The following is a 24,622-nucleotide window of genomic DNA, read 5'->3' on the forward strand; positions in this document are numbered from 1 at the left end:
GCGCCGGGGGCGACCTCTCCATGGGCGTGCCGCCACCCCGACCAACGTGGATGGTGCGGCCGTGTTCCCGCAGGTGGAAGGCGGTGTACCGCCAAGGGGTCAGCCGCCGGCGGTGTTCAGGGCGCGCTGGTGGTGAGCTCGGACCCGGTGGAGGACGCCGTCGTCGCCTCGCCGACGACGACCGAGCGCCGCTTGGACACCACGACCGCGACCACGATGACGACGACGGCGGCCAGCGCGATCGCCACCCGGACCGGGGTGTTGGCGCCCTCCCCGACCGACAGGGCGACCACCGCGGGTGCGATGAGCAGTGCCACCAGGTTCATCACCTTGATCAGCGGGTTGATCGCCGGGCCGGCGGTGTCCTTGAAGGGGTCGCCCACCGTGTCGCCGATGACGGTGGCCGCGTGGGCCTCGCTGCCCTTCCCCCCGTAGCTGCCGTCCTCCACCATCTTCTTGGCGTTGTCCCAGGCGCCGCCGGAGTTGGAGAGGAACACCGCCATGAGCGTGCCCGCCGCGATGGCGCCGACGAGGTAGGCGGCCAGCGGGCCGATGCCGAGACCGAAGCCCACGGCCACCGGCGCCAGCACGGCCAGCAGGCCCGGGGTGGCGAGCTCGCGCAGCGAGTCCTTGGTGCAGATGTCGACGACCCGGCTGTAGTCCGGCCGCTCCTCGAACGTCATGATCCCGGGGTGCGTGCGGAACTGCTCGCGCACCTCGAAGACCACGCGTCCGGCGGCCCGGGACACGGCGCTGATGGCCAGCCCGGAGAAGAAGAAGACCACTGCGGCGCCGAGGACCGCACCGACGATGTTGTTCGGGTTGACCAGGCTGAAGGCGGTGCCGAGCGTGGCGCCGGCCTCGTCGAGCGCGACGGCGACCTGGGCGTTGTAGGAGCCGAAGAGCGCGGTGGCGGCGAGGACGGCGGTGGCGATGGCGATGCCCTTGGTGATCGCCTTGGTGGTGTTGCCGACGGCGTCGAGGTCGGTGAGCACCCGGGCGCCGTCGTCGTCGATGTCGCCGGACATCTCGGCGATGCCCTGGGCGTTGTCGCTGACCGGGCCGAAGGTGTCCATGGAGACGATCACGCCGGCGGTGGTGAGCAGCCCGCACCCGGCCAGGGCGACGGCGTAGAGCGCGGCCCCGCCCCCGATGAGGAAGGCGCCGTAGACCGCTCCCCCGATGAGCAGCGCGGCGTAGACCGCCGACTCCAGGCCCAGCGAGATGCCGGAGAGGATGACGGTGGCCGGTCCGGTGAGGGAGCTGCGCCCGACGTCCTGGACCGGCTTGCGGCTGGTCTCGGTGAAGTAGCCGGTGAGCTGCTGGATGGCCGCGGCCAGCACGACGCCGACGAGCACCGCCACGAGGCCGAGCACCTGCGGGCTGACAGCCAGGCCCGCACCCCCACCGGTGCCGGGCAGCACGGTGAACGCGGCGACCGCCACGAGCACCAGCGACACCACGGCGGAGACGAAGAAGCCGCGGTTGATCGGGGCCAGGCCGTTGCGGTCGTTCTTGCCCGGGTTGGTGGCCAGGATGCCCACGACCGAGGCGATGACCCCGATCGCGGCCACCACGAGGGGGAAGACCATGCCCACCGAGCCGAAGAAGACCTGGCCCAGGATGAGGGCGGCGACCAGGGTGACGGCGTAGGACTCGAAGAGGTCGGCGGCCATCCCGGCGCAGTCGCCGACGTTGTCGCCCACGTTGTCGGCGATGGTCGCGGCGTTGCGGGGATCGTCCTCCGGAATGCCGGCCTCGACCTTGCCGACCAGGTCGGCGCCGACGTCGGCGGCCTTGGTGAAGATGCCGCCGCCGACGCGCATGAACATCGCCAGCAGCGCACCGCCGAACCCGAAGCCCTCGAGGACGACCGGCGCGGTCTCGTCGAACAGCAGCAGGACCAGCGCCGCGCCGAACAGGCCGAGGCCGATGGTGATCATCCCGCAGACGCCGCCGGTCCGGTACGCGATGCGGAAGGCCGGCCGGTAGCCGCCCTCGCGGGCGGCGGCCGCCACCCGCACGTTGCCGCGCGTGGCCAGGGTCATGCCGATGAAGCCGACCAGCGCCGAGAACAGTGCCCCGACGAGGAAGAACACCGCCCGTCCCACCCGGGTGCCGAAGCCGCCGTCGGCCACGGGGAGGACCAGCAGCAGGGCGAAGACGATCACCGCGAAGACGCTGAGCGTGCGGAACTGCCGACGCAGGTAGGCCGCCGCGCCCTCCTGGACGGCCCGGGCGATCTCCTTCATCTTCTCCGTGCCCTGATCGGCGGCGATGACGGCGCGGACCAGGTAGGCGGCGAAGGCCAGCGCGGCGAGGGAGATCGCGAGGATGACGGCGACCAGCGCCGTCTCCCCGCCGGACAGCGATCCGTCAGGCATGGCTCCTCCAGGCGTCTGCGGCCGCCCGGGAGGCGCCGTGCTCCCCGGTGCGGCGGAGGTCGGCGTCCCGGGGGCGGGCCCCGGGACGGCGCGAAGTGTAAGGGAGATCACACTGCATGTGGCCGGTCCGCGCGCTCCTTCTCCCGGCGGGCGACGGCCGGTTGCGCCCGGGTGTGACAGTGGGGAGGTGACCACGCTCCACCCGGTCCGGTCGGCTCCCCCTCCCGGCACGGACGACCGGTCCGGGGGCGCTGCGGCCTGGCCCGGCGGCGGCGAGCTGCTGGCCGCGCTGCTGGCGGACACGGCCGAGGACGAGCAGCCGGTGACCCACGTGCACCACCTGCCGGTGCGTGAGAGCCGCACGGCCGCGTGGCCGGAGTGGGTGGAGCCGGGCCTGCGCGACCGGTTGGTGGCACGGGGCGTGCGCGCTCCGTGGCAGCACCAGGTCGCGGCGGCGCAGGCGGCGCGGGAAGGCCGGCACGTCGTCGTCGCCACCGGCACCGCGTCGGGGAAGTCGCTGGCCTACCAGCTCCCGGCCCTGACCACGCTCGCCGAGGACCCGCGCGCCTGCGTCCTCTACCTCGCGCCCACCAAGGCGCTGGCCCGCGACCAGCTGGCCTCGGTGGCCGAGCTCGCGGACCCCTCGGTGCGGCCGGCCCCCTACGACGGCGACACCCCGGCCGAAGAGCGGGACTGGGTCCGGCGGCACTCCCGCTGGATCGTCACCAACCCCGACATGCTGCACCGCGGGATCCTGCCCGCGCACCAGCGCTGGTCGAGCACGCTGCGCCGGGTGGCCTACGTGGTGATCGACGAGTGCCACGCCTACCGCGGGGTGTTCGGCTCGCACGTCGGGCACGTGCTGCGCCGGCTCCGCCGGATCTGCCGCCGCTACGGCGCGGACCCGGTCTTCGTGCTCGCGTCGGCCACCGTGGCCGACCCGGCCGCCGCGGCGACCCGGCTGATCGGGGCGGACGTCGTCGCCGTCACCGACGACGGCTCCCCGCGCCCGGGCGCCACCTTCGCGCTCTGGGAACCACCGCTCACCGAGCGGACCGGCGAGCACGGGGCGCCGCTGCGCCGCTCGGCCGCCGCCGACGCCGCCGGCCTGCTCGCCGACCTCGTCGAGCGGGGCGCGCGGACGCTGGCGTTCGTGCGCTCGCGCCGCAGCGCGGAGTCGGTGGCCGAGCAGGCCCGCCGGCTGCTGCACGACCGCGGCCGCGCCGACCTCGTCCCCCGGGTGGACTCCTACCGCGGCGGCTACCTGCCCGAGGAGCGCCGGGAGCTGGAGCGGGCGCTCTCGGCCGGGGACCTGCTGGGCGTGGCGACCACCAACGCGCTCGAGCTCGGCATCGACATCGCGGGACTGGACGCGGTCCTGCTGGCCGGCTACCCCGGGACGCTCGCCTCGCTCTGGCAGCAGGCGGGGCGGGCCGGGCGGGCGCAGCGGGAGTCACTGGTGGTGTTCGTCGCGCGCGACGACCCGCTGGACCACTACCTGGCCCACCACCCGCGGGCGGTGTTCGGGCGGCCGGTCGAGGCCACCGTCACCGACCCGGCCAACCCCTACGTGCTGGGCCCGCAGCTGTGCTGCGCCGCGGCCGAGCTCCCGCTGGTGCCCGCGGACCTCGCCGACTTCGGCGGCCCGGTGGCCGAGGCGCAGCTGGACGAGCTGGTGGCCGCCGGGCAGCTGCGCCGGCGGCCGGCCGGCTGGTACTGGGCCGGGCGCGGCCGCCCCGACGTCGACATCCGCGGCAGCGGGGACGAGCCGGTGGCGATCATCGAAGCCGGCACCGGCCGGCTGCTCGGCACCGTCGACGGCGGCGCCGCGCACTCCACCGTGCACGAGGGCGCCCTCTACGTGCACCGGGGCGACACCTTCGTCGTCGACGAGTTCGACCTCGACGACGCCTGCGCTGTCGTGCACCCGGAGAGCCCCGACTGGACCACGGTGGCCCGCGACGTCACCGACCTGGCGATCGTCTCGATCGAGCAGACCCGGTCGCTGGGCACGGTCACCGCGCACACCGGCGTCGTCGACGTGACCAACCAGGTGGTCGCGTACCAGCGGCGGCGGCTGGGCACCGGCGAGGTGCTCGCCGAGTTCCCGCTCGACCTGCCGCCGCGCCAGCTGCGGACCAAGGCGGTGTGGCTGACCCTCGACTCCCGCGCCGTGCAGCGGGCGGAGGTCGACGACGCGGCGCTGCCCGGCTCGCTGCACGCCGCCGAGCACGCGGCGATCGGCATCCTGCCGCTGCTGGCCACCTGCGACCGCTGGGACCTCGGCGGGCTCTCCACCGCGGTGCACCCCGACACCGGGACGGCGGCGATCTTCGTCTACGACGGCCACCCCGGCGGAGCGGGCTTCGCCGAGCGCGGCTACGCGGCACTGCGCAGCTGGCTGCAGGCCACCCGCGCGACCGTGGCCAGCTGCGAGTGCGAGAGCGGCTGCCCCTCGTGCGTGCAGTCGCCCAAGTGCGGCAACGGCAACGACCCCCTCGACAAGGCCGGCGCGGTGCGGGTGCTCGACGTCGTCCTGGACGAGCTGGCCACCGTCGACGAGCGGGGCGCGGACGACCTCGCCGACGAGGACGACGACGCCCCGGTTCCCGGCGCGGTCACTGCTGCCGAAGAGGTGCCCGCGCCGACCGAGGAGGACCTCGTCTTCTGACCCGGTCGGCGCGGCGGCTGCGACCGGGCCGGCGCGGGCCCGGCCCTCCGCGCCGTGCACGCCGAGCCGGCCCAGCCGCAACGGCACGCGCACGGTCACCTCGACGACCGCACCCTCGGTGACCCGGCACCCGGTCAGCTCCGCGCCGTTGGCGGCCGCGACCTCGGCGGCCGCGGTGCAGGCCGCCGGATCACCCAGCACCGCGCGCCCGGCGGCGGCCAGGGCGGCGAGATCCGCCGCCGTCGCCGCCCGGTGGCGGGCCACCGTGGCCAGGCCGACCAGCACCGCCCCGGCTGCGACGGTCACCAGGACGGCGCAGAGCACCAGCACCCACACCGTGGCCGAGCCGCGCTCCCTGCTCATCCGGGGGGCTCCGTCCCGGGCTCGCGCTGCGTCACCGCCGCGGCGGTGACGGTGACCCGCCAGGGCAGCGGGCCCAGGGGCCGGACCTCCGCCGTCACGGTCACGCGGACCTCGCTCCCGCTGCCGGTGACCGCCGTGCGGGCACCCGCCGGCGCCGCCCGGCCGGCCCACTCCGCGACGACCGCGACCTCCTCCCCGCGCGACGCGGCCCGGGCCCCCTCCCGGGCCGCGTCGACGCACCGCAGCTGCGCACCCACGACGGTGACCGCGGCGACGGCCCCGGCGAGCACGAGCAGCAGGACCGGCAGGACCACCGCGGTCTCGGCGGTGACCATCCCGGCCTCCCGGCGCGGGGCCGCTCGACGTGCCACCGCTCAGGAGAGGGTGGCCAGCGCGGCGTCGACCAGCTCGGTGAGCCCGGTGACGATGGAGTCGCCCGAGACCACCCGGTAGAGCACCGCGGCGAAGGCGCAGGCGGCCACGGTGCCGACGGCGTACTCGGCGGTGCTCATGCCGGCCTCCGCACGTGTCTGCAGCCGCGCCCACCGGCGGCGGAGGAGCAGGCCGCGAGGCGGCTCCTCGGCCCCCTCCGGTGACGGGTTGCGGGGAGCGGGCGTGGTTCCGGGCATCGGGCGTCCTCCTCGGTCGGGGCCCCCGGCGGGGCCGTGCCATCGAGCCTCGGGGTTGCGGGCGGCCCGGCCGAGGGGCACGCGACATCTGTGGAGAGCGCCGGAGGATGTGGACGGCGTCAGCCGAAGACGTCGCCGGCGATGCCGAGCACGAGCGGCACCACGCCGAGGCAGACGAACGCCGGCAGGAAGCACAGCCCGAGCGGGGCGAGCACCCACACCCCCGCCCGCTGGACCGCCGCCTGGGCCTGCGCCCGCGCCGCCGTGCGGGTCTCCTCGGCCAGGGCCACCAGCGCCGGCACCGCGGCGGCGCCGGACTCCCCCGCCCGCACCAGCACGCGCGCCAGACCGGCGAGCTCGGCCGGCTGGTCGGCCCAGGCCCGGCGGGGCTCGGCACCCATCCGGTACAGCCCGGCCGCGCCGCGCAGCCGCCGGCCGAGCGGGTCGGGCACCGCACCGGCCACGGCGGCGAGCGCCCCGGCGACCGGCAGCCCCGCGGTCAGGCAGGCGGCGAGCAGCTCGCAGGCCGCCGGCAGCTCGCGCAGCAGGGCCGTGCGCTCGGCGGCGTCCTCGTCCGGGGAGCCGCCGCGCAGCAGCCGCTCCCCCGCGGCGGCGACCACGACGGCGGCGCACGCCCCGGGCACACCGCCCAGCAGCAGGCCCACCGCGACGCCGGCCGCGCCCGCGAGCAGCCAGCGGCGCCGAGCACCCGCCGCCGCGTCGCCGGCGACGGCCGGCGGAGGGCCGGGCCCGGTCACCCGGCGGACCCGCTCGCCGACCACGGCCGAGCCCGGCACCCACACGGCCGCCGCCACGGCGAGCAGCAGCACCGGCAGCGCACCGGTCATCGCGCGCTCCGCCGCAGCAGGCGGCCGGTCCACGCGATGCCGGCCACCTCCAGGAGCACCCCGGCCACCAGCAACCCCTGCCCGGTGCCGGTGCGGGTGAGCACGTGCCACGGGTCGCCGCCGATCCCGGCGCCCATCGCGAGCCCGAGCACCGGCAGCCCGGCCAGCAGCCGGGCGCTGGCCCGGGGCCCGGCGGTGGCCACGAGCAGCTCGCGGCGCCGGCGCAGCCGGGCCCGGAGATCGCTCTCGACCGCGGCGACCACGGCGGCCAGGGAGCAGCCGGTGCGGGTGCTCAGCGCGACGGCGGCCGAGAGCCGGGCGAGCGCGGCGGCGACCCCGTCGGCGCCAGGTGCCTCCGCAGCTCCCGCAGGCACCGGCGCGCGGACGGCCCGCACCAGCGCTGCGGCGCACTGCGGGTCGGGGCAGTCGGCGGCGGCGGCGCGTACCGCCTCGTCCAGCGTGCGGCCCGCCCGCAGCTCCGCCGCGAACGCGGCCAGCGCGTCGGCGAGCACCCCCTGGCGCGCGGCGTCGGCCGCGTCCCTCCGGCGGGCCAGCCGGTCGCGGGCCGCGAGCGCGGCGCAGCCGGCGGCGAGCACCGCGACCAGTGGTGTGCCGAGCAGCGCGCCGGCTCCGCCGGCGACCACCGCGGCGGTGAGCGGCAGCGGTGGCAATCGAGACGGGCTCCCGGTAGCGGCCGGCGTCACCCGAAGCAGCCGACGGCGGACCACCGCGCGGCCGTCCGGCCAGAGGAGCGCCGCGCCCGCGGCGGCCAGCAGCGCCGCGGTCACGGGCCCGCCAGCAGCCGCCGCAGCGCCTCACCGGCCGGGCACGGCCCGCCGTCGGCCCGCCAGCCCGGCTCCACCACCACGAGCTCACCGTCCCGGCGCAGCAGCCCGATCTCCTCCACCCGGCGTCCCCCGGGCGCCCGGCGCAGGTGCACCACCACGTCGAGCGCGGCCGCGGCCTGGCTGTGCACCGCGGCGCGCCCCAGCCCGGCGGCCACGCCCAGCGCCTCCAGCCGGGCGGGCACCTCGGTCGACCGGTTGGCGTGCAGGGTGCCGCACCCGCCGTCGTGACCGGTGTTCAGCGCGGCCAGCAGGTCGACCACCTCGGGGCCCCGCACCTCCCCGACGACCAGCCGGTCGGGGCGCATGCGCAGCGCCTGCCGGACGAGGTCGCGCAGGCCGACCGCGCCCGCGCCCTCGACGTTCGGCGGCCGGGTGAGCAGGCGGACCACGTGCGGGTGCGGCGGCGTCAGCTCGGCGGCGTCCTCGCACAGCACCAGCCGCTCGGCCGGGTGCACCTCACCCAGCAGCGCGGAGAGCAGGGTCGTCTTCCCCGAGCCGGTGCCCCCGGTGACCAGGAACGCCAGCCGCCGCGCCACGACCGCGCGGACCAGCGCCCCGCTCTCGCCGGGCAGCGCGCCCAGCGCCTCGAGGTCGGCCAGCGCCTGCGAGCACCGGCGCAGCACCCGCAGCGACAGGCACGTGCCGCCGCCGGAGACCGGCGGGAGGACCGCGTGCAACCGGGTGCCGCCGGGGAGGCCGACGTCGACCCAGGGGCAGGCGTCGTCGAGTCGCCGCCCGGCCGACGCGGCCAGTCGCACGGCCAGCCGGCGCACCGCGTCGTCGTCGGGGAACCGGATCCCGGCCGCCGGCTCCAGGCCGGCCCCGCGGTCCAGCCAGACTTTCTCGGGCCCGTTGACCAGGACGTCGGTGACCCCGGGCAGGCGCAGCAGCGGCTCCAGCGGGCCGGCGCCGGCCAGTTCGTCCACGGCGTCGCGCGCGGCGAGCAGGACGTCCCGGTCACCCAGGAGCCCCCCGGCCTCGTCGCGCACCAGGGCGGCCACGCCTGCCCGCGAGGGGACACCGTCGGCGACGGCGAGCCGGGCGCGCACCCGGTCCAGCAGCGAGGGCTCGCTCACCGGCCGGCCGCCTCGGGCAGCGCCGCGAGCACCCGCCGGGCGACGGCGGCCAGCGGGGACCGGGGGTGCGCACCGGGGAGCTGGCCGCGCTCGGCGCGGGCGACCGCCCCCCGGTCGTGCGGCAGCTCGGCGAGCACCGGCCGCCCCACCACCTCGGCCACGTCACCGGGCGCCAGCCCGCCGGGCCCGGTGCGCACCACCAGCTGCGCCGGGGACCACGGCGAGCCGTCGGCCGCGACGAGCTCGCGGGCGGCCGTGGCGGCGCGCAGCCGGGCCGGCACCACGAGCAGCGCGAGGTCGGCGTCGGCCAGCACCTCCTGCGGCCCGCGCCCGATGCCGTCGGGGCCGGGGCGCGGCAGGTCCACGACGACCGGGCGCCCGGTGCCGCGGCCGGCGTCCACCACCGCGGTCAGCGCCTCACCGGGCACCGGCGTCGCGCCGCCCCGGTCGGCCGAGACCAGGTGGACGCCGGCGACCTCGGGCAGCGCGGCCAGCAGCGCCTGGCCGGCCACGCCGCCGCGCAGGCCGGTCAGCTCCGGCCAGCGCAGCCCCTGGGCGAGCTCGGCGCCGAGCAGCAGGTCCAGCCCACCGCCCCAGGCATCGGCGTCGACCAGCACCGCGCCCCCGGGGGCGGCCAGGGCGACCGCGGCGGCCACCGTGCTCGCGCCCGCCCCGCCGCAGGCACCGCCCACCGCGATCAACCCACCCCGTTCGGCCGGCGCCCGGGCGGCGGTGGCGCAGCGGGTGAGCAGCCAGGCCTCGTCCGCCGGGAGCACCGCCACCCGCTCGGCCCCCACCTCGACGGCCACGGCCCACTCGGCGGCGGGCAGCTCCCCGCCGGAGACCACCACCACGCCCGGTCGGCGGGGCAGCCCGCGCAGCGCCCCGCGGCTCAGCTCCTCGGTGCCGACCAGCACCAGCGGCGCCTCGCGGTGGGCGCGGCGCAGCGCCGGGCCGCCGGTGGCCACCTCCGCCTCGGCGCCCGCGGCGGCGACCAGGCGGAGCAGCTCGTCGAGCAGCTCCTCGTCGGTGCTGACGACGAGGGGACGGAGCGGTCGGGACGGCATCGGGACGGGCACGGGGCGACCCCACCGGACGCCAGGAGGACGGCGCCAGAACGGCAGGGGAATTGTGGATGACCCCATCGGGTGTGGACACCGTGCATCTCGGTGCCCTACCTGCCGATCCAGCTACCGTGACTGACGTGTCCCGCGCCGCGGCGTTCTTCGACCTCGACAAGACGGTCATCGCCAAGTCCAGCACGCTGGCCTTCGGCCGGCCGTTCTTCCACGGTGGGCTGATCAACCGGCGCGCCGTGCTGAAGACGGCCTACGCCCAGTTCGTCTTCTCCCTCGCCGGTGCCGACGCCCAGCAGATGGAGCGGCTGCGCGCCCAGCTCACCACGATGGTCACCGGCTGGGACGTGGCCACGGTGCACGAGATCGTCCGGGAGACCCTGCACGAGATCGTCGACCCGCTGGTCTACGCCGAGGCCGCCGACCTCATCGAGGAGCACCGCGCCGCCGGCCGGGAGATCGTCATCGTCTCCAGCAGCGGGGCGGAGATGGTCGAGCCCATCGGCGAGATGCTCGGCGTCGACCGCGTCGTCGCCACCCGGATGGTCGTCGAGGACGGCCGGTACACCGGCGAGATCGAGTTCTACGCGTACGGCGAGCACAAGGCCGAGGCGATCCGCCGGCTGGCCGCCGAGGGCGGGTTCGACCTGGCCGACTGCTACGCCTACAGCGACTCGATCACCGACCTGCCGATGCTCTCGGTCGTGGGGCACCCCACCGCCGTCAACCCCGACCGCGGGCTGCGCAAGGCCGCGCTGCAGCACGGCTGGCCGGTGCTGCGGTTCGAGCGCCCGGTGAGCATGCGCTCCCGCTTCTCGGTGCCGCCGGCGCCGGTGGTCACCGGCGCCGCCATGGGCGTCGGCGCCGCCGTCGTCGGGCTGGCCTGGTACGCCCGGCACCGGGCGCTGCGCGCCGGGCTGCCGGCTCCCGGCCCGGCGCCGCGGCGGCGTCGTCGCGGCGCCTGACGCTCAGCGACCGAACCGCTCCCGGAGCCCGTCGACGAGGGTGCGCACGCCGGACACCGGGGTGAACGCGCGCGCGGCCGCGGTCAGCGCCGCCACCTCGTCGTCGGCCAGCACCAGCTGGTCGGCGGCTGCGTTGAACTCCAGCTGCTCGACGCTCGAGGCGCCGGGGATCACCACCACGCGCGGCTGCGCGACGAGCCACGCCAGCGCGACCTGGGCGGGGGTCGCGTCGTGCGCGTCGGACACCTCGCGCAGCACGTCGAGCAGCGGCTCGACCCGGCGCAGGTTCTCGGTGCCGAACAGGGGGTTGGCCGCGCGTACGCCCCCGGGCCGGTGGTCGGCCGAGTACTTCCCGCCGAGGAGGCCCTGGGCCAGCGGGCTGTAGGCGATGACCAGCCGGTCCTCGCGCTCGGCGAAGGGCACCAGGTCCGCCAGCGGACCGGCGTGCGCCAGCGAGAACTGCACCTGGTTGGCGATCACCGGCGCACCGAGCGCCGCGTCGGCGGCCCGCCAGCGGTCCAGCGAGTAGTTGGAGACGCCGACGGCGCCGATCCGCCCCTCGTCGAGCAGCGCCCGCAGGCCCGGCATGGTCACCGTGTCGGGCACCACCGGGTTGGGCTGGTGCACCTGGTAGAGAGGGATGCGGTCCAGGCCCAGGCGGCGGGCGCTGCCGGTCCAGCGCTGCCGCACCACCCGGGGGAACGGCGCCACCGGGAAGATCTTGCTGGCGACGACGACCTGGTCCCGCTCCTCCCCCAGCGCCTCGCCGAGGATTCGCTCGCTCCGCCCGAAGCCGTAGATCTCGGCGGTGTCGAACAGGGTGATGCCGAGTTCGCGTGCCCGCCGCACGATGTCGCGGGCGGCCCGGTCGGCGTAGGTGTCGCCGTACCCCCACTCGCGGGACCCGAACTGCCAGGTGCCCAGACCGATGCGGCTGACGGGGCCCAGCCCCGGGACGTCGAGAGTGCGCATGCCCCCAGTCTCAGCCGCGGAGCAGGCTCTCGCAGATGGCCAGGCCTTCCAAGGCCCCGTGCTCGGTGGCGCGGCAGCAGTGCACCAGCCACGCGGCCACGCCCTCGGGGGTGCCCGTCACGTAGCCGGCGAGCGCCTCGGCGTAGGCCTCCCGGCCCAGCTCGGTGAAGCCCACCTCGGGTACCGACACCGCCTTGGGGTCCAGCCCCCGGGCGATGCCGGTCAGCCGGGCGGCCCCCCGGGCGACGACGCCGTCGGCGACGCCGAAGGGGGCGAGGGCGGCCAGCTCGCCGTGCACGAGGGCAGCCACGAGGACGGCGGGCACGGTCGTGGTGCCGGTGGCCAGGGAGAACAGGCCCGCCAGCCGGGGGCCGGCGTGCGCGGCGGGCCGGCCGAGGTCGGCCCGGTCGGCGAGATCGGCGGCGGCCAGCACGTGCAGGCGGGCGATGACCTGCCCGGGCGCCCGCGGCCAGGTCTCGACCATCGAGCCGAGCGCCGCCGAGACCCGCAGCGCGCCCTGCACCACCGGGTCGTCCACCCCGCCGGCCCGCAGCTCGGCGAGCGGCACGTCGACGCCCGCCAGCGCCGCGGATGCGCGCGCCCCGCGCAGCGCCGACTCGGTGCTCACGCCCGCGGACTCCCGGCGCAGCACCTTGTGCCTCAGCAGCCGGTCGATCCCGGCACGGGCCGCGTCGGCGGCGTCGCGCACGCCCGGCAGGTCGAGGAGGGGCGCCAGGGGGTCCGGGTCACCCGGACGGGCTGCGGGACGGGCCGCGCCGGGGCGGACGGGGATGCTCACGGCCACGACGGTACGAGGCGCGGCGTGCGGGCCCGCGAACCCCTGCCCTACGCTGCCTCCTTGCCATGGCCCGACCCGTCACCCTGCTGCTCGTGCGCCACGGGCAGAGCGAGTGGAACGCCGCCGGCCGCATGCAGGGGCAGGTGGCCCACGTGCCCCTGACGCCGCTGGGCCACACGCAGGCCGAGGCGGCCGCCGCCGAGCTCGCCGGCCTGCGGCCGGGCGCGCTGCTCTCCAGCGACCTGCTCCGCGCCGTGCAGACCGCCGAGTACTGCGCCCGCGCCACGGGGCTGCCCTTCAGCACCACCCCGGCGCTGCGCGAGCAGGGCTACGGCGTCCTGGAGGGCCGGCCGTCCCGGGAGCTGTGGGACGTCGTCGACTGGTCCGACGCCCACTGGTCCGCCGAGGGCGGCGAGAGCCTGGCCGAGCTGCACGCGCGAGTGGCGGCCTACCTCACGCAGCTGTGCGCCGAGCCCCCGGCCGACGTGGTCGCGCTGGTGACCCACGGGGACACGATCCGCGCGGTGCAGGCCGTGGCGGCCGGGCTGGGGCCCGACGCGATGCCCGCGATCACCCCGCACAACGGCTCGGTGACCCGGCTGGAGATCTGCGAGTGAGGACGGCCCGGCCGCGCGGCCGGGCCGTCGTCCCCGCTCAGCGACGGCGGAGGAACCCCTGCACGAGGCGCCCGATGCCACCGCCGGAGGAGGCCGAGCGGCCACGCCCGGTGCCCCTGCTCGCCGACGTCCTGCGGCCCATGCCGCGGCCGCCCCGCGTCGCGCTCTGCGCCGTTCCCATCAGCTTCCCGAGGATGCTCATGCAGGAGCCAGTGCCCGCCGCCGACCGGCCCGATGCGGCCGACGGCGACGCGCCGGCCCGACGCGGCGTGGCGTCACGCCCTGCACGCCGAACGGCACGGTCGCGTCAGGCAGCGAGCTCCACCAGGTCAACCACGAAGACCAGCGTCGAGCCGCCCGGGATGGGTCCGCGGTCCTGCTCGCCGTAGCCCAGCTCGCTGGGGATGACGATGACCCGCCGGCCACCGACATGCATGCCGGTGATCCCCTGGTCGAAGCCCGGGATCACCTGGCCCGCGCCCAGGGTGACCGGCAGCGTCTCGTCCGCTCCGCGGCTCCAGGAGGAGTCGAACTCCTCGCCGGTCTCGTAGAACGCGCCCACGTACTTCACCGCGACGGCGGTGCCCTCGGTGGCCTCCACCCCTTGCCCGACCAGCACGTCCTCGACGGCGAGCTCGGTCGGCGCGGGCGCGTCCGAGGCGGGCACGTCAGGCGCCTGCGTGAGGTCGGTGGCGATCTCCTCGGCGATCACCACCGCGGGGTCGCCGGTCGACGAGCCGGTCCCGTCGTCCCCGCCGCAGGCGGTCAGGACGGCGGCGAGGGCCAGGGCGAGCAGGGTGCCGGGAACGGTGCGGCGGGGCATGAGGACTCCTGGACGAGCGGCGGCTCGGATCGGGACCGGGACGGCGCTGCCCGGGCGGACGGGGGCCACGACGGCCCCGTGGTCATCGTCCCAGAACGCCCGGTCCGCCCCGGGGCGCGGTCAGGCGGCGCCGAAGGCGTCGGCCACCCGGTGGTGCACGGCCGCCTCGTCCCGCCGGCTCTGCCGCTCCAGCGTGCGCGCCAGGGCCCGGCGGGCCCAGCCATTGCTCGGCGCCAGCTCCACCAGGCGGGCGAGCGCCTCCTCGGCCGACCGCAGCTGCGCCGAGCCGTAGTAGGCCCGCGCCAGCAGCTCCAGCGCCGCCTCGTTGCGCGGCTCGGCGTCGACGACCGGCCGCAGGATGCGGACGGCCGCGTCGGCCTGCCCCATGTTCAGCAGGAGGTCGGCGCGGAGGAACTCCGAGTGCAGGTCGAACTCGCTCGGCTGACGCATGCTCCCGCCAACGCGCCCGCACGGCGGCAGCTTCCCGCGGGGCTCAGCCCTCCGGTTCGGGGAAGCGGGCGCCCGCGGCCAGCTCGCTGCCGTCGGCGACCCGCGCCGCCCGGCCCACCAGGGTGATCTCGCCGTCCCCGCCGATCGACGCCCCCCGCCCGACGTCGACGCCGTCGTCGAGCACCGACCGGGTCACCGTCGCCCCCGAGCGCACCCGGACACCGGGGAGGAGCACCGAGTCGACGACGGTGGCCCCGGCCTCGATCACCACGCCCGGCGAGAGGACCGAGCCGCGGACCTCCCCGCCGACGCGGGTGCCGCCGGAGATCAGGCTGTCCTCGACGTGTGCCTCGCTGAGCACCCGCGCGGCGCTGTGCCGCCCACCGCGGGTGTGCACCGGCCACCGCGGCGCGTCGAGGTCCAGCGGCGGCTCCGCGGCGATGAACTCCCGGTGCGCCTCCCAGTAGGCCGGGATGGTGCCGACGTCGCGCCAGTAGCCCTGGAGGGGGAAGGCGCGTGCCAGCCCGTCGGCCGTCATCGCCGGCAGCAGGTGGGTGCCGAGGTCCTCCAGCCCCTCCTCCCCGACCTGGTCGCTCAGCGCCTCCAGCCGGTCCAGCGTGGGGGCCGGGGAGAAGACGAACACCTCGTTGGTCGCCGTCGTCGTCGCCGGCTCGTCGGGCTTGTACGCGTACCCGCTCACCCGGTCGCCCTCCCCTACCTCGACGATCCCGTAGCGCGACGCGTCGTCCGGGGCCACCTCGGTGGTCACCATCGTCACCTCCGCACCGGAGCCCAGGTGCGCCTCGGCCACCTCGCGGTAGTCGAGCTTGTAGACGGCGTCGGCGCTGACGACGACCAGCGCGTCCGCGTCGAAGTCCCGGATCAGGTCGGCGTGCCGCCACAGGGAGTCCGCGGTGCCGGTGTTCCACCCGCCGCGCTCGGTGCCCTTGTACGGGGGAAGGGTGAGCAGCCCGCCGGCCGTCCGGTCGAGGTCCCAGGGGCGGCCGTTGGACAGGTGGTCGTGCAGCGACGTGGGGTGGAACTGGATGGACACCCAGACGTCGGGGATCTGCGAGTTCTGGCAGTTGCTCAGCGGGAAGTCGATGAGCCGGTAGACCCCGGCGAAGGGCACGGCCGGCTTCGCCCGCCGTTCCGTCAGCAGCTCGAGGCGGCCTCCGGCGCCGCCGGCCAGCACGAGGACGAGGATTCGCGGGAGCGCCATGGCGGCTGGCTACCCCGCCGCGGGCACACCCACCCGCGGGCGTGCCCGGCGACTACGGGCGGCGCACCGACTCGAGGAAGCCGCGCACCCGCTCCTCCAGCTCCCAGGACCGCTCGGCGACGACCTCGTCGGGGTCGCGCTCCTGCAGCCACGGCGGGATCTCGGTCCGCACCCGCGCGGAGCACCGCAGGTCCGCGCAGATGTAGGTGCCCACGGTGTTGCCGTTGCGCCCGGCGTCGCCGGTGCGCCGGGCGGTGAACAGGGAGACGCCGTCGCCCGGCTGCGCGGTCTGGCAGAGCAGGCACATCGCCGTCGTCCGGCTGGACATGCGGCTCTCGGCGGCCCGGACGGCGATGCCGACGGTCTCGTCGTCGACCTGCGCCACCAGGTACCCGCGCAGCGGCGCCTTCGGGTCGCGCCAGCCGAGCACGACCTGCTCGCTCCAGTCCAGCTCGCCGAAGTCCCTGGGCAGGGTGAGGGTCTTCGCCTCGCCGCGTGAGCAGTTGACGAACGAGCGCCGGATCTCGGCCTCGGTCAGGGGTGTCACCGGTGGTGCCTCGTCTCGTGGTGGTGCGGGTGCCGACGGACGATCATCGGTCATCCGCCCGGCGGGCTCACCCGGTTTTCCGCACCGCGGTCAGGCGGGGAGCTCACCACCGGGACCGGCCGCCTCGGCCAGCAGCCGTTCCCGATGCTCCGCCGGGAGCCGGTCGACGTACACGGTGCCGTCGAGGTGGTCGACCTCGTGCTGCAGGCAGCGGGCGGCCATGCCGGTCGCCTCGATGGCCATCGGGTCGCCGTGCAGGTCGACGCCGTCGACCCGCGCCCGGAAGGCGCGCGGCAGCTCGGCGTAGGGGCCGGGCACCGACAGGCAGCCCTCCTCGGTGATCTCCTCGGCCGGCTCGTCCCCGACCGGCTGGAGGACGGTCAGGGCGGGGTTGACGACGTAGCCCACGACGTCCTCCCCGTCGGCGTCCGGGCAGTCGATGACGAAGACCCGCGCGTCCACGCCGATCTGGTTGGCGGCCAGCCCGACACCGTCGGCGGCCTCCATGCTGGCGAACATGTCGAGCACCAGCCGCCGCAGCGCGTCGTCGAAGACGGTCACCTCGGTGCACCTGCGGTGCAGCACCGGGTTGCTGCCGTAGGTGACGATCGGCCGGGCGACGCCGTCGTAACGGCCGAACAGGCGCATGCGGCGATCCTAGGGAGGACCACCGCGGGCGGGCGCCCGCCGGGGCCTTGGCACGATGGCGCGGTGCGCCCCAGCCCCGATGCCGCGACCGCGCTGGGGCTGGCGCTCGGCGCGCTGGCCGACCTCGCGCTCGCCGATCCGCGGCGGGGGCATCCGGTGGCCGGTTTCGGGCGCGCCGCCGCCGCGCTCGAGCGCCGGGTGTGGCGGGACTCCCGCGCCGCGGGTGCCGGCCACTGGGCCGTGCTCGTGGGCGGCGCCACCGCGCTCGGGGTGGCGGCCGATCGCGTCACCCGCTCCCGCCCGGCGCTGCGCACGGCGGCGACGGCGGCCGCGACGTGGACGGTGCTGGGCGGCACGTCGCTGGCCCGGGTGGCCGGGCGGATGCACGTGGCCCTGGCCGCCGACGACCTCCCCACCGCCCGGGCCACGCTGCCCGGCCTGGCGGGGCGCGACCCGAGCGGGCTGGCGGCGGCGGAGCTCGCGCGTGCGACGGTGGAGTCGGTGGCGGAGAACACCTCCGACGCCGCCGTCGCCCCGCTGTTCTGGGGTGCGGTGGCCGGGCTGCCGGGGTTGCTGGGCTACCGGGCGGTGAACACCCTCGACGCGATGGTGGGCCACCGGTCGGCGCGGTACGGCCGCTTCGGCTGGGCCGCCGCCCGGGCCGACGACGTCGCCAACTGGGCGCCCGCCCGGCTGACCGCGGCCCTGACGGTCGGGTGCGCCCCCCTGGTGGGCGGGTCCGCGGCCGGAGCGCTGCGCGTCTGGCGCCGCGACGGCGCCGCGCACCCCAGCCCCAACTCGGGGCGCTGCGAGGCCTCGCTCGCCGGCGCCCTCGGCCTGCGGCTGGGCGGGCGCAACGTCTACGGCAGCCGGGTGGAGGACCGGCCGGCGCTGGGCGACGGCCGGCCGCCGGGAACCGCGGACATCTCCCGGGCCGTGACCCTCTCCCGCGCGGTGTGGACCGCGGCGGCGGTCGCGGCGGTGCTGGCGCGCCGGCTCCGCGGCTGACGGCGCCGGTGCGCGACGTCACGCGGGCGTGGCGGCACCGGGAAGCCGGCCGGGTCGACCCGGGGATGGCTGGCCGGCGGGTCCCCCGGCCCGCGGCCACCCCGCACCGTGACGAGGAGCGTGGACACCGACAGGTACCCCAGCCCCAGGAGAACGAGCACCATCGCGACGACACCACCTGCATCCATGCCGAGCACAGTGGCACGGTCGTTGCTGGCACATTCCAGGCCAATCCGGCATGGTGGCCCGCATGCCACCCGGAGCAGAGAAGTCCACCGGCGCTCGCGAGCTCGCCACTCTCATCGGGCCGCCCGACGGGTTGCCCGCTCCGCGGTACGCCGGGGTCGCCCGGCGGGTCCGGGAGCTGCTGACCGCCGGCTCGCTGCCCGTCGGCACCCGGCTCCCCGCCGAACGGGAGCTCGCCGCCGAGCTGGACGTCAGCCGCGTCACCGTGGCGTCGGCCTACCGGGTGCTCCGCGAGGAGGGGTTCGCCCGGACCCGGCACGGATCGGGCACCGTGACCGCGCTCCCCGACGTCCGGACCGGCTGGTCGCCGCCGAGAACCACCCCCGGGGTGCTCGACCTGGCGCACGCCGCACCGGAGGCGGCCCCCCAGCTGCTGCCGGCCTACGAGCGGGCGTTCGGCGAGCTGCCGGCGCACCTGCCCGCCCACGGCTACGCGCCCAGCGGGCTGCCCGGCCTGCGCGCGGCGGTCGCCGGGTGGTTCACCTCCCGCGGGCTGGCCACCGACGCCGACCAGGTGGTGATCACCGCGGGCGTCGGCGATGCGGCCGCGCTCGTCCTGGGGACGCTGCTGGAGCCCGGCGACCGGGTGCTCGTCGAGCACCCGACGTACCCCGGCGCGGTGGGCCTGGTCGCGGCGGCCGGCGGGCGCTGCGTGCCCGCGGTGGTCGATCCGGCCGAGCCCGACGCGCTGGTCGGGACGGCCCAGCTGGTCGCCCGGCAGAGCAGCCCCCGGCTGGCCTACCTGATGCCCGACTGCCACAACCCCACCGGCGCCGGGCTGTCGGCGACCGGGCGCCGGCGGCTGGCCGCCACGCTCTGGCAGCACGGGATCGTGACCCTGGTCGACGAGGTGGCCACGGGCCTGCAGCTGGACGGCCCGGCCGCGCCGCCGTACGCCGCCGGGGTCCCCGACGCCGCGGTGGTGACCGTCGGCGGCCTCTCCAAGGCGGTGTGGGGCGGCCTGCGCATCGGCTGGCTGCGGACGGAGGCGAGCCTCGCCGCCCGGCTGGGCGAGGCGCTGGCCAGGCGGCAGCTGTCGGTCGGGGTGCTCGACCAGCTGGCCGCCACCGTCCTGGTGCAGCAGCTCGACGAGGTCCTCGGGCACCGGCGGGTGCAGCTCCGGGAGCGGCGCGACGTCCTCCTGGCCGAGCTGGCCCGGCAGCTGCCCGACTGGAGCGCGCCGGTGCCCGCCGGCGGCCTCTCCGCCTGGTGCCGGCTGCCGCCCGGGACCAGCTCCGCCGAGCTGACCTCGGCCGCCGCCGAGCTCGGGCTGCTGCTCGCCGAGGGGCGGGCGTTCGGCACCGGTCACGCCTTCGACGACCACCTCCGCCTGCCCTTCACCCTGCCCCCGGAGCGGCTGCGGGCCGCCGTCGGCGTGCTGGCCCGGCTCGACTCGGCGGTGCGCCGCACCGGCCCCGCCGCCTCGCCACCGCGCCCGCTCACCGTGGTCTGAGGCGCGTGCCGGTGCGGGGAGCGCCGCGTCGACGTACGGTCCTGGCATCGGGAGGCCCGGCCCGTCGGAGCCGGGGCGCCCGGGTGTCGAACAGCCGGTGCCCGGGGGTCTGCCGGCACCGGCACGCCTCCGCCGAGGAGGTCGACCATGTCGTCACCGGCGCCCGCCCGCACCCCTCCGGCCACCCGCCCCCCGCTCGACGGGGGCCGGGAACCGCGCCGCACCATCACCCGGCACCCCGCCCCGGTGCCGGCGATCGCCGGCCGCTACCGGTTCGACCGGCACACCGGGAGCTGGTGGTGGTCCCCGGAGATGCACGACCTGCTCGGCCTGGACGCCACGGCCACCGCGCCCTGCACCGAGGCGCTGATCGGCGTCCAGCACCCCGACGACGCCGGGCGGGTGCTCGCCGCCCTCTCGGCCTGCGGGGCCGGCCGGCCGTTCGCGGTCGAGACCCGCGTCGTGCACCCGGCACGTCCACCGCGACAGGTGCTGCTGGTCGGCGAGCCCGACCGGGACGACGCGGGCGGCGTGCGCGCGGTGGAGGGCATCTGCGTCGACCTCACCGGCTCCCGGCCACCGGTGCCCGGGCCCACCGGCGCAGAGATCCTCCGGGCCGAGGTCCAGCAGCTCCGGGCGGCCATGGCCAGCCGCGCGGTCATCGAGCAGGCCAAGGGCATCCTCATGGTGCTCACGGGCTGCACCGAGCAGGTCGCGTTCGACCTGCTGTCGCACATCTCCAGCCACACCCACCGGAAGGTCCGGGACGTGGCCCAGGCCATCACCGCCTCGGCCACGGGGCACGGCCGGCTGCCCGAGGACGTGCGCCTCATCCTCCGGGACGCCTGCCCCCCGGGGTAGCCGCCCGGCCGGGCCCTCGCCGGAGCCGCCGTCCCGCCGCCGGGCGGGTTCCGGCAGGATCGCGGGCAGCCCGTGGTGTCCGGGGTCGCGGCCCCCGGGCCGCCGAGGAGGGAGAGCCTGCGATGTTCTACGTCCTGGCCCGATTCGTGCTGCGCCCGCTGTTCTTCCTCATGTGCCGGCCGCAGATCACCGGGCGCGAGAACGTGCCGCTCGACCGGCCGGTCATCCTCGCCAGCAACCACCTGTCCTTCATCGACAGCATCGCCATCCCGCTGGCCGCCCCGCGCCGGGTGGCCTACCTGGCCAAGGCCGAGTACTTCACCGGCCGGGGAGTCGGCGGGTGGCTCACCCGCACGCTGTTCACCGCACTGGGGGCCCACCCGGTCGAGCGGGAGACCCACCGGGCCGCGCAGGCCGCCCTGGACACCGCACTCGGCATCCTGCGGGGCGGCACCGCCTTCGGCCTCTACCCGGAGGGCACCCGGTCCAAGGACGGCCGCCTGGCCCGCGGCAAGACCGGGGTCGCCTGGCTCGCGCTCACCGCCGACTGCCCCGTCGTCCCGGTCGCGGTGCGTGGCACCGACAAGGTGCAGCCGGTGGGCGCGCGCTGGCCACGCCCGCACCGCATCGCGATCACCTTCGGCGAGCCGCTGACCTTCCCCGAGCTGGCCGGCCAGGCGAACCGCAACCGGGCCCGCCGCGAGGTCACCGATCGGATCATGCTGGCGATCGCCGACCTCTCCGGGCAGGAGAAGGCCGGCTGGGACGCCCCGCGCGAGGCGGCGTGAGCGGAGGGCTGCTCGTCGCCGGCACGACCTCGGACGCCGGCAAGTCGGTGGTCACCGCCGGCATCTGCCGCTGGCTGGTGCGCCAGGGCGTGTCGGTGGCGCCGTTCAAGGCGCAGAACATGAGCAACAACTCCATGGTCACCCTCGACGGGGCCGAGATCGGCCGCGCCCAGGTGATGCAGGCGGCGGCGGCGCGGGTCGAGCCGGAGGCGGCCATGAACCCGGTGCTGCTCAAGCCGGGCGGGGAGAACTCCAGCCAGGTGGTCGTGCTCGGCCGGCCCGTGGCCGACGTGACCGCGCTGTCGTACCGGCCGATGAAGGCGGCGCTGCTCGAGCAGGTGCTCGAGTCGCTCGCGGACCTGCGGTCGCGGTACGACGTCGTCGTCTGCGAGGGCGCCGGCTCCCCCACCGAGATCAACCTACGGCCCGACGACATCGCCAACATGGGCCTGGCCACCGCCGCCGACCTGCCCGTGGTCGTCGTGGGCGACATCGACCGGGGCGGCGTCTTCGCCGCCCTGCACGGCACCGTGGCGCTGATGCCGGCGTCGGACCAGCGGCTGGTCGCCGGGTTCCTGGTGAACAAGTTCCGCGGCGACGTGCGGCTGCTGCGGCCCGGGCTGGACCAGCTGACCGCGCTCACCGGGCGGCCGACGCTCGGCGTCCTGCCCTGGCTCTCCGGCCTGGAGCTGGACGTCGAGGACTCGCTGAACGTGCCCGCCGCGTCCGCCGCCTCGCCACCGGTCGGCGACGACGTCCTGCGCGTCTCGGTCGCCCGGCTGCCCCGGCTGTCGAACTTCACCGACCTCGACGCGCTGGCCGCCGAGCCCGGTGTGCTCGTGCGGTACGTGACCCGGCCCGAGGAGCTCGCCGACGCCGATCTGGTCGTGCTGCCCGGGACGCGCGCGACCGTCGCCGACCTGGCCTGGCTGCGCGCGACCGGGCTCGCCGACGCCGTGCTGCGCCGGGCGGCGGAGGGGACTCCGGTGCTCGGCATCTGCGGCGGCCACCAGATGCTGGCCCGGTCGATCACCGACGAGGTGGAGTCCCGGGCGGGCACCGTGACCGGGCTGGGCCTGCTGCCCGCCGCCGTCCGCTTCGCCCGGGAGAAGACGCTGGCCCGCCCGGTGGGGTCCGCGCTGGGCGAGACGGTGCACGGCTACGAGATCCACCACGGGGTCGTGACCGTCGACGGCGACGCCGAGCCGTTCCTCGACGGGGCCCGCGCGGGATCGGTCTTCGGGACGACCTGGCACGGCGCGCTGGAGAACGACGGCTTCCGCCGGGCCTTCCTCGCCGAGGTCGCCCGGATCACCGGCCGCCGCTTCGTCCCCTCCCCGGACACCGACTTCGCGGCGGTGCGGGAGGCCCGGCTGGACCGGCTGGGCGACCTGGTCGCCGAGCACGCCGACACCGACGCGCTGTGGCGGCTGATCGAGGCAGGACCGCCCGCCGACCTGCCGATGCTGCCGCCGGGCGCCGGGTTCAGCCCTCGCTGAGGCGGGCCCGCACGTCGTCCGGCCAGGGGGTGGCGCGGCCGTCGGTGACGGAGACGTAGGTGGTGCGCACCACGCAGCAGACCCGGTCGCCGACGCGCACGGTGAACCGCACCGACACGCTGGTGCGGCCGACCTTCTCCGTCTCGGCGTCCACGGCGACGGTGTCGCCCCAGCGGGCCGACGACGTCCACTCGAGCGCGGTGGCCTTGACCACCGGGTCGATGCCGCGGGCGACCAGCTCGTCCCACGCGAACCCCTGTGCGGCCCACCACCCGTTCGACGCCTCGTCGGCCCACGTCAGGTAGTGGGCGTTGAAGACGACGCCCTGCTGGTCGCACTCGACGTAGCGGACGGGGGAACTCCAGACCTCGGGCACGGGTCGCCACGCTAGCCGCACGGGCCGATACCGTCGGGGCGTGCACCCCGAGACGCCCGCCACCCCGCCCTCCGACGCCGTCGTGCTCGCCGGGTACCGGGAGGCGTCTCCACGGGTGCTGAACAAGGTGATCGGCGCGCTGGACGGCTACTGCCGCGACTTCATCGCGCTGAGCCCGTTCGCCACGCTGGCCACCGCCTCGCCCGACGGCTGGCCCGACGTCTCCCCGCGGGGCGGCGCGCCCGGCTTCGTGCACGTGCTCGACGAGCACCGGCTGGCGCTGCCGGACCGGAGCGGCAACAACCGGGTCGACAGCCTGCGCAACCTGGTGGCCAACCCGAGGGCCGCGCTGATGTTCTTCGTCCCCGGCTTCGACGAGACGCTGCGGGTCTACGGGACGACGTCGCTGGTGGACCCCGGGTCGCTGGATCTCGACCTCACCGAGTTCGGCCGGGCACCGCTGTCGGTGCTGGTGGTCCAGGTGGAGCGCGCCTACTTCCAGTGCCCGAAGTCGGTCATGCGCTCGGGCCTGTGGGACCCGGAGCAGCGGGTGGACCGCTCGGCCTTCGCGCCGTTCGGCGAGGTGATGCGCGAGCACTGCCGGGACACCACCATCCCCACCGACGACGCGGTGATCCGGGCGGACCTGGCGCTGGAGCTCTGACGCCGGCGGGTTCTGTCGGTGCGGCGCCCTAACCTGCGGCCATGTCCTTCGACGTGCAGGTCGTGGTCGACTCGTCCGCCCCGCATGAGCTCGCCGACTGGTGGGCCGAGGCGCTGGGCTGGCGGGTGGAACCCCAGGACGAGGCCTTCATCCGCCGGATGGTCGAGACCGGCGCCGCCGCCGGGTCGGACACCACCACGCACCGTGGTGCACTGGTGTGGAAGGCAGGCGCCGCGATCACCTCGGCGGAGCCGGGCCGCCCGCGCGTGCTGTTCCAGCTCGTCCCCGAGCCGAAGGCCGTCAAGAACCGGCTGCACCTCGACGTCCGGGTCGCGCCCGAGCGGCGGGAGGAGGAGGTGGCCCGGCTCGCCGGGCTGGGTGCCACGGAGCTGTGGCGCGGCCAGCAGGGCCCGTTCGCATGGGTGACGATGGCCGACCCGCAGGGCAACGAGTTCTGCCTCACCTGAGGAGGCACTCCCCCTGGGTGCTCAGCCGGCGCGCAGGTCGCGGGCGAGCTTCCGGTCGGCGACGGCCCGCTCGGCCACGGCGCGCACCCGAAGGCGGCGGCGTCTGCGACTGGAGCCCAGGTAGCGGGCGTCCTCCACCAACTGGAAGGCGGCGAGCACGCTCGCCTGCACCTCCCGTGCGCGTGGGAGCGCCGGGCGCGCCGGTTCGGCCGAAGTCATGAGCCCCCCTTCTCCCGGGGGCGCCGCCACGCTCCCCGTGCGCCCATCGTGCCCCCGTATCGACACCGCCAACCCCCACGGTGACCAGATGGTGCCGATGTGT

The 24,622-nt window shown here is 76.8% G+C and carries 26 protein-coding genes and 1 pseudogene; 10 read left to right on the top strand and 17 right to left on the bottom strand.

All coding sequences use genetic code 11. The features are described from left to right. Positions 1-116: 116 nt before the first annotated feature. Positions 117-2,384, bottom strand: a complete 2,268-nt coding sequence (locus ACI8AP_RS04610) for a sodium-translocating pyrophosphatase (protein ID WP_456588157.1) — start codon at positions 2,382-2,384, stop codon at positions 117-119. A 187-nt stretch (positions 2,385-2,571) separates the two neighbouring features. Between ACI8AP_RS04610 and ACI8AP_RS04615 the strand changes: the two genes are divergently transcribed. Then, on the top strand, positions 2,572-5,055 hold the full coding sequence (locus tag ACI8AP_RS04615) for a DEAD/DEAH box helicase (RefSeq protein WP_456588158.1): 2,484 nt from the start codon (positions 2,572-2,574) through the stop codon (positions 5,053-5,055). A gap of 36 nt (positions 5,056-5,091) precedes the next feature. On the opposite strand, the pseudogene ACI8AP_RS04620 reads toward ACI8AP_RS04615, so the two are convergent. The 7 genes and pseudogenes from ACI8AP_RS04620 to ssd all read right to left on the bottom strand — a co-directional run. Continuing rightward, a pseudogene (locus ACI8AP_RS04620) lies at positions 5,092-5,418 on the bottom strand (Rv3654c family TadE-like protein); the annotation flags it as partial. Further along, the gene (locus ACI8AP_RS04625) at positions 5,415-5,789 is read right to left on the bottom strand and encodes a TadE family type IV pilus minor pilin (RefSeq protein WP_456588159.1); all 375 of its coding nucleotides are present in this window, start codon (positions 5,787-5,789) and stop codon (positions 5,415-5,417) included. The pseudogene ACI8AP_RS04620 and the gene ACI8AP_RS04625, both read right to left, overlap by 4 nt. A 3-nt stretch (positions 5,790-5,792) precedes the next feature. Then, complete coding sequence (locus ACI8AP_RS04630) at positions 5,793-6,047, bottom strand: DUF4244 domain-containing protein (RefSeq protein WP_456588160.1); 255 nt, start codon at positions 6,045-6,047, stop codon at positions 5,793-5,795. A gap of 119 nt (positions 6,048-6,166) precedes the next feature. After that, positions 6,167-6,895 carry a type II secretion system F family protein gene (locus tag ACI8AP_RS04635; protein WP_456588161.1) on the bottom strand — a complete coding sequence of 243 codons (729 nt, stop codon included), beginning with the start codon at positions 6,893-6,895 and terminating at the stop codon, positions 6,167-6,169. Beyond that, positions 6,892-7,683: a type II secretion system F family protein gene (locus tag ACI8AP_RS04640; RefSeq protein ID WP_456588162.1), complete on the bottom strand. Its 792-nt coding sequence runs from the start codon at positions 7,681-7,683 to the stop codon at positions 6,892-6,894. The genes ACI8AP_RS04635 and ACI8AP_RS04640 overlap by 4 nt, the downstream gene beginning before the upstream one ends. Then, a complete protein-coding gene (locus ACI8AP_RS04645) occupies positions 7,680-8,819 on the bottom strand; it encodes a TadA family conjugal transfer-associated ATPase (RefSeq protein WP_456588163.1) in 1,140 nt (379 codons plus the stop codon). The genes ACI8AP_RS04640 and ACI8AP_RS04645 overlap by 4 nt, the downstream gene beginning before the upstream one ends. Beyond that, entirely contained in the window at positions 8,816-9,898 is a 1,083-nt protein-coding gene (gene ssd / locus ACI8AP_RS04650; protein WP_456588164.1) for a septum site-determining protein Ssd, read from the bottom strand. The genes ACI8AP_RS04645 and ssd overlap by 4 nt, the downstream gene beginning before the upstream one ends. A 125-nt stretch (positions 9,899-10,023) precedes the next feature. Here ssd and ACI8AP_RS04655 point away from each other — a divergent pair, with 125 nt between their 5' ends. Then, positions 10,024-10,860 (top strand): HAD family hydrolase, encoded by an 837-nt coding sequence (locus tag ACI8AP_RS04655; RefSeq protein ID WP_456588165.1) that lies wholly within the window; start codon positions 10,024-10,026, stop codon positions 10,858-10,860. A gap of 3 nt (positions 10,861-10,863) precedes the next feature. Here ACI8AP_RS04655 and ACI8AP_RS04660 read toward each other — a convergent pair whose 3' ends face one another. Next, the gene (locus ACI8AP_RS04660; protein WP_456588166.1) at positions 10,864-11,832 is read right to left on the bottom strand and encodes an aldo/keto reductase; all 969 of its coding nucleotides are present in this window, start codon (positions 11,830-11,832) and stop codon (positions 10,864-10,866) included. 10 nt (positions 11,833-11,842) lie between these two features. Beyond that, positions 11,843-12,631 carry an oxidoreductase gene (locus tag ACI8AP_RS04665; RefSeq protein ID WP_456588167.1) on the bottom strand — a complete coding sequence of 263 codons (789 nt, stop codon included), beginning with the start codon at positions 12,629-12,631 and terminating at the stop codon, positions 11,843-11,845. A gap of 65 nt (positions 12,632-12,696) precedes the next feature. Between ACI8AP_RS04665 and ACI8AP_RS04670 the strand changes: the two genes are divergently transcribed. Next, a complete protein-coding gene (locus ACI8AP_RS04670) occupies positions 12,697-13,248 on the top strand; it encodes a histidine phosphatase family protein (RefSeq protein ID WP_456588168.1) in 552 nt (183 codons plus the stop codon). A gap of 307 nt (positions 13,249-13,555) precedes the next feature. On the opposite strand, the gene ACI8AP_RS04675 is transcribed toward ACI8AP_RS04670, so the two are convergent. From ACI8AP_RS04675 to def, 5 genes are all read right to left on the bottom strand, one after another. Then, positions 13,556-14,071 (bottom strand): FKBP-type peptidyl-prolyl cis-trans isomerase, encoded by a 516-nt coding sequence (locus ACI8AP_RS04675; RefSeq protein ID WP_456588169.1) that lies wholly within the window; start codon positions 14,069-14,071, stop codon positions 13,556-13,558. 120 nt (positions 14,072-14,191) lie between these two features. Then, on the bottom strand, positions 14,192-14,521 hold the full coding sequence (locus tag ACI8AP_RS04680) for a tetratricopeptide repeat protein (RefSeq protein ID WP_456588170.1): 330 nt from the start codon (positions 14,519-14,521) through the stop codon (positions 14,192-14,194). 43 nt (positions 14,522-14,564) lie between these two features. Beyond that, on the bottom strand, positions 14,565-15,743 hold the full coding sequence (locus ACI8AP_RS04685; protein WP_456588171.1) for a glucose-1-phosphate adenylyltransferase family protein: 1,179 nt from the start codon (positions 15,741-15,743) through the stop codon (positions 14,565-14,567). A gap of 52 nt (positions 15,744-15,795) precedes the next feature. Further along, positions 15,796-16,290: an FBP domain-containing protein gene (locus tag ACI8AP_RS04690; RefSeq protein ID WP_456588172.1), complete on the bottom strand. Its 495-nt coding sequence runs from the start codon at positions 16,288-16,290 to the stop codon at positions 15,796-15,798. Between the two features lie 90 nt (positions 16,291-16,380). Beyond that, positions 16,381-16,938 carry a peptide deformylase gene (gene def, locus ACI8AP_RS04695; protein WP_456588173.1) on the bottom strand — a complete coding sequence of 186 codons (558 nt, stop codon included), beginning with the start codon at positions 16,936-16,938 and terminating at the stop codon, positions 16,381-16,383. Positions 16,939-17,001: 63 nt separating this feature from the next. On the opposite strand from def, the gene ACI8AP_RS04700 reads away from it, so the two are divergent. The 5 genes from ACI8AP_RS04700 to ACI8AP_RS04720 all read left to right on the top strand — a co-directional run bounded on the left by ACI8AP_RS04700 (position 17,002) and on the right by ACI8AP_RS04720 (position 22,793). After that, the gene (locus ACI8AP_RS04700) at positions 17,002-17,946 is read left to right on the top strand and encodes a cobalamin biosynthesis protein (protein ID WP_456588174.1); all 945 of its coding nucleotides are present in this window, start codon (positions 17,002-17,004) and stop codon (positions 17,944-17,946) included. Positions 17,947-18,196: 250 nt separating this feature from the next. Beyond that, positions 18,197-19,645 (top strand): MocR-like transcription factor YczR, encoded by a 1,449-nt coding sequence (yczR, locus tag ACI8AP_RS04705; RefSeq protein WP_456588175.1) that lies wholly within the window; start codon positions 18,197-18,199, stop codon positions 19,643-19,645. 147 nt (positions 19,646-19,792) lie between these two features. Continuing rightward, positions 19,793-20,506 (top strand): ANTAR domain-containing protein, encoded by a 714-nt coding sequence (locus tag ACI8AP_RS04710; protein ID WP_456588176.1) that lies wholly within the window; start codon positions 19,793-19,795, stop codon positions 20,504-20,506. Positions 20,507-20,628: 122 nt separating this feature from the next. After that, positions 20,629-21,294 (top strand): lysophospholipid acyltransferase family protein, encoded by a 666-nt coding sequence (locus tag ACI8AP_RS04715; protein WP_456588177.1) that lies wholly within the window; start codon positions 20,629-20,631, stop codon positions 21,292-21,294. Next, the gene (locus ACI8AP_RS04720) at positions 21,291-22,793 is read left to right on the top strand and encodes a cobyric acid synthase (protein WP_456588178.1); all 1,503 of its coding nucleotides are present in this window, start codon (positions 21,291-21,293) and stop codon (positions 22,791-22,793) included. Before ACI8AP_RS04715 ends, ACI8AP_RS04720 begins: the two co-directional genes overlap by 4 nt. On the opposite strand, the gene ACI8AP_RS04725 is transcribed toward ACI8AP_RS04720, so the two are convergent. Next, entirely contained in the window at positions 22,780-23,169 is a 390-nt protein-coding gene (locus tag ACI8AP_RS04725; RefSeq protein ID WP_456588179.1) for an acyl-CoA thioesterase, read from the bottom strand. The genes ACI8AP_RS04720 and ACI8AP_RS04725 overlap by 14 nt on opposite strands. 40 nt (positions 23,170-23,209) lie before the next feature. Here ACI8AP_RS04725 and ACI8AP_RS04730 point away from each other — a divergent pair, with 40 nt between their 5' ends. After that, the gene (locus ACI8AP_RS04730; RefSeq protein WP_456588180.1) at positions 23,210-23,833 is read left to right on the top strand and encodes an MSMEG_1061 family FMN-dependent PPOX-type flavoprotein; all 624 of its coding nucleotides are present in this window, start codon (positions 23,210-23,212) and stop codon (positions 23,831-23,833) included. Between the two features lie 41 nt (positions 23,834-23,874). Then, positions 23,875-24,300, top strand: coding sequence for a VOC family protein (locus ACI8AP_RS04735; RefSeq protein WP_456588181.1), 426 nt, complete (start codon positions 23,875-23,877; stop codon positions 24,298-24,300). A gap of 21 nt (positions 24,301-24,321) precedes the next feature. Here the strand turns inward: ACI8AP_RS04735 and ACI8AP_RS04740 are convergent, their stop codons facing one another. Then, on the bottom strand, positions 24,322-24,519 hold the full coding sequence (locus ACI8AP_RS04740; protein ID WP_456588182.1) for a hypothetical protein: 198 nt from the start codon (positions 24,517-24,519) through the stop codon (positions 24,322-24,324). Between the last annotated feature and the right edge of the window lie 103 nt (positions 24,520-24,622).

Source organism: Blastococcus sp. SYSU DS1021, assembly GCF_054050995.1.